General features: G+C 65.7%; 1 pseudogene. It reads left to right on the top strand.

What is annotated here, in order from left to right:
* Positions 1 to 495 precede the first annotated feature (495 nt).
* Positions 496 to 2,495: pseudogene (locus tag ACFQV6_RS44110) on the top strand (sugar-binding protein); the annotation flags it as partial.

Raw genomic sequence — 2,495 nt, 5'->3', positions numbered from 1 at the left:
CAGCCGGGTGCGCGTACGCACGAACGGACTGAGTAGGCGAGGCACGGTCACGGCGATCTACCCCCGTGGAGACCAGACGGAATGGGACAGCACAAACAGCCCCGACGGTGAGCCGTGGGGCACAGAGCGCCGTCACCATCGCAAGCGGTCGCGCCGGCCGTCTATCCCATGACTGTTATCGATCTGTGATCGATTTAAGGATCCCTAAAAGAGTTACGTCCGACATAGAGCGTCACGTCCCTTTTGGTAACCCAAGGTGTCCATGATCGTTTGGCTTATCCGAAACCGGCGTTTCCGTGACCTTGTCCCTTTTCGAAGGTAAAAGGTCCGTGACGGACATCACTGGACATCGTTGATGATCACTGTCCGTGTCCTTGAGTTCCCTTATCGACAGACGGGAAAGTGCCGTGGCACGCGCCTCGCTCGGCGTGCTTCTCGTGGTGCTCTCGCACCACTTCTTTTTCGTCTTCGCGCCTGATGGGGGAGTCGACGCGTATGCGTGATTCAGGTCCGGTCCTGAGGAATTCAGGCCTGCGATGGAGGCGCCGCGGTCGCGCGGCGGTCCTCCTGTCGCTGACGACTGTCCTGGCGGTGACGAGCCTTCCGGTCGCGGCGTATGCGATCCCGGGCGCCGGCATGGACCGAGAGAAGGCAGTGGTCGAGCTGCCGGATCTGCCGGAGACGAAGGCGCTCGACGAGGACGAGGGTGCTGAGGAGAACCTCACCACCGCTCCCGAGGTCGCCACGGAGGAATACACCCCGGCCGCGGTCGACGCGTGGGAGGAGGGTTCCGGTTCGGTTGATCTGACCGGTGCGACCCCGGGTGCGGAGCCGGCGCCGGTGGCTGATCTACCGATCGCGCTGGGTGTTCCGGCCGGTGGCGACGCGGCCGCGGTTGCCGGTACGTGGACGATCGATCTGGCTGCTCCGCAGGATTCGCAGGACGCCGACGTGGCCGGTCTGATCATGAAGGTGACGCCGCCGGTCACCGCTGATCCGGCCGCCGAGGTCGCGCTCAGCGTCGACTACACCGCCTTCGCCGACCTGTACGGTCCGCAGGCCGCCGACCGGTTCGGCCTGATGACCCTGCCGGACTGCGTCTACGACTCGCCGGAGACCGGTGACTGTGCCCCGGTTCCGGCCGAGGAGGAAGACCCGGCCACCGCCACCGTCGCGGCGAACGCGCAGGCGCTGCGCAGCGAGGTCGAGATCATGCCGGCCTCGGCGCCGCTGGCCCGGGCGCTGGCCGCTGCTGACGACGCGCCGGCAACGTCGGCTCCGCGCCGGATCGTGACCGGTGTGGTGCCGGTCGGGCAGCTGCTGGCCGACCCGGGAACGGGTGGTGCGGGTGGAATGGTCGCCCGTGCCGCCAGCGGTTCCGGTGTTGTCGGCGCGCTGGACACCGGCGCCTCCGCGACCGGTGACTACACGGCGACGCCGTTGCAGTCGTCGGGCTCGTGGGCCGCGGGCTCGTCGTCGGGTGCCTTCACGTACTCGTATCAGGTGCAGGTCCCGGAGACCGCCGGCGGCCTCGCCCCGAAGATCGGTCTGGGGTACTCGTCGCAGTCGGTGGATGGGCGGACGTCGGCCACCAACAATCAGGCTTCGTGGATCGGTGACGGCTGGGACTACGCGGCCGGTTCGATCACCCGGACCTATGCCAACTGCCGCCAGGATTCGAAGACTGACGGTTCGAGCAATGCCAAGCACCGTACGGCTGACCTGTGCTGGGGCTCGCAGAATGCCACCCTGTCGCTGGGTGGCATGACGACCGAACTGGTGTTCGCCAACAACAAGTGGACCACCGGTAATGGCGATGGTTCGAAGATCGATCTGGTCAAGGACACCACTCGCGCGAACGGCGACAAGGACGGCGAGTACTGGGTCGTCACCACCAAGGACGGCACCCGCTACCACTTCGGCATGAACCGCCTGCCGGGCTGGACCGACGGCGCCGCCGTCACCAACTCGGTGCTGACCGCACCGGTGTATGCCAACCACGCCAACGAGCCCTGCTACCAGGGTTCGTCGATCGAGGACTTCAAGAAGTCGTTCTGTACGCAGGGCTGGCGCTGGTCGCTCGACTATGTCGAGGACGTCCACGGCAACGCGATGAGCCTCTGGTGGGCCAAGGAGCAGAACTACTACGCCCGCAACTTCAACTTCAAGTCGCCGGTCAAGTACGACCGCGGCGGTTACCTGACCCGCATCGACTACGGGCAGCGCAAGAACAACATCTATTCGACGGCCGCACCGGCCAGTGTGGCATTCAGCGTTGCCGAGCGGTGTTTCGCCGAGGGTGGTGTCTCCTGTACTGAGGAGAACTTCGCCAGCAAGGATCCGGGTAAGTACCGGATCTGGTACGACACTCCGGCTGACCTGCGCTGCGAGTCCGCCAAGAAGTGCTGGAACGCCGGACCGTCGTTCTTCTCCCGTAAGCGGCTGGACAAGATCACCACGTCGGCGCAGCGGATCTCCGGTAACGGGGCGCGGCA

Source organism: Actinoplanes sp. GCM10030250 (assembly GCF_042666575.1).
GTDB lineage: Bacteria > Actinomycetota > Actinomycetes > Mycobacteriales > Micromonosporaceae > Actinoplanes.
This window is presented reverse-complemented; position numbering and strand designations above follow the sequence as displayed.